Raw genomic sequence first — 478 nt, 5'->3', positions numbered from 1 at the left:
GCCGAGGAATCCGACGGCGAAAAGCCGCTGGCGCCTTCTCACTACTATACCCGCATGACGCAGCGCCTGATTGCCGCCGTTTCGGCGCCGACGGCAGAGGGAGTGCTCTACGAGCTCGACCTTCGCCTGCGCCCCTCCGGCAACAAGGGGCCGGTCGCCACTCATGTCGATGCTTTCAAGAAGTACCAGCGCCACGATGCCTGGACCTGGGAGCACATGGCGCTGGCGAGGGCCCGCACCATCGGCGGCGACGCGGCACTGTGCGCCGAGGTGGAAACAGAGGTGGCCGCGATCTTGGCCCTGCCGCGCGATGCCGCCAAGGTGATGGCCGATGCATCCGAGATGCGCGCCATGATCGAGAAGGAAAAGCCGCCGCGCGATCCCTGGGACATCAAGCTGATCCCCGGCGGCCTGATCGACCTCGAGTTCATCGCTCAGGTTGCGGTGCTCACCGGCCATGTCGCGGCCGGCCGCAGGG

General features: G+C 67.2%; 1 pseudogene. It reads left to right on the top strand.

Annotated elements, in window-relative coordinates:
* Positions 1 to 478, top strand: a pseudogene (locus EOA33_RS38295) (bifunctional [glutamine synthetase] adenylyltransferase/[glutamine synthetase]-adenylyl-L-tyrosine phosphorylase); the annotation flags it as partial.

The sequence above is a fragment of the Mesorhizobium sp. M4A.F.Ca.ET.050.02.1.1 genome, assembly GCF_003997725.1.
Taxonomy (GTDB): Bacteria; Pseudomonadota; Alphaproteobacteria; order Rhizobiales; family Rhizobiaceae; genus Mesorhizobium.
The sequence above is the reverse complement of the archived record's forward strand: the minus strand, read 5'-3'. Positions and strand labels throughout refer to the sequence as shown.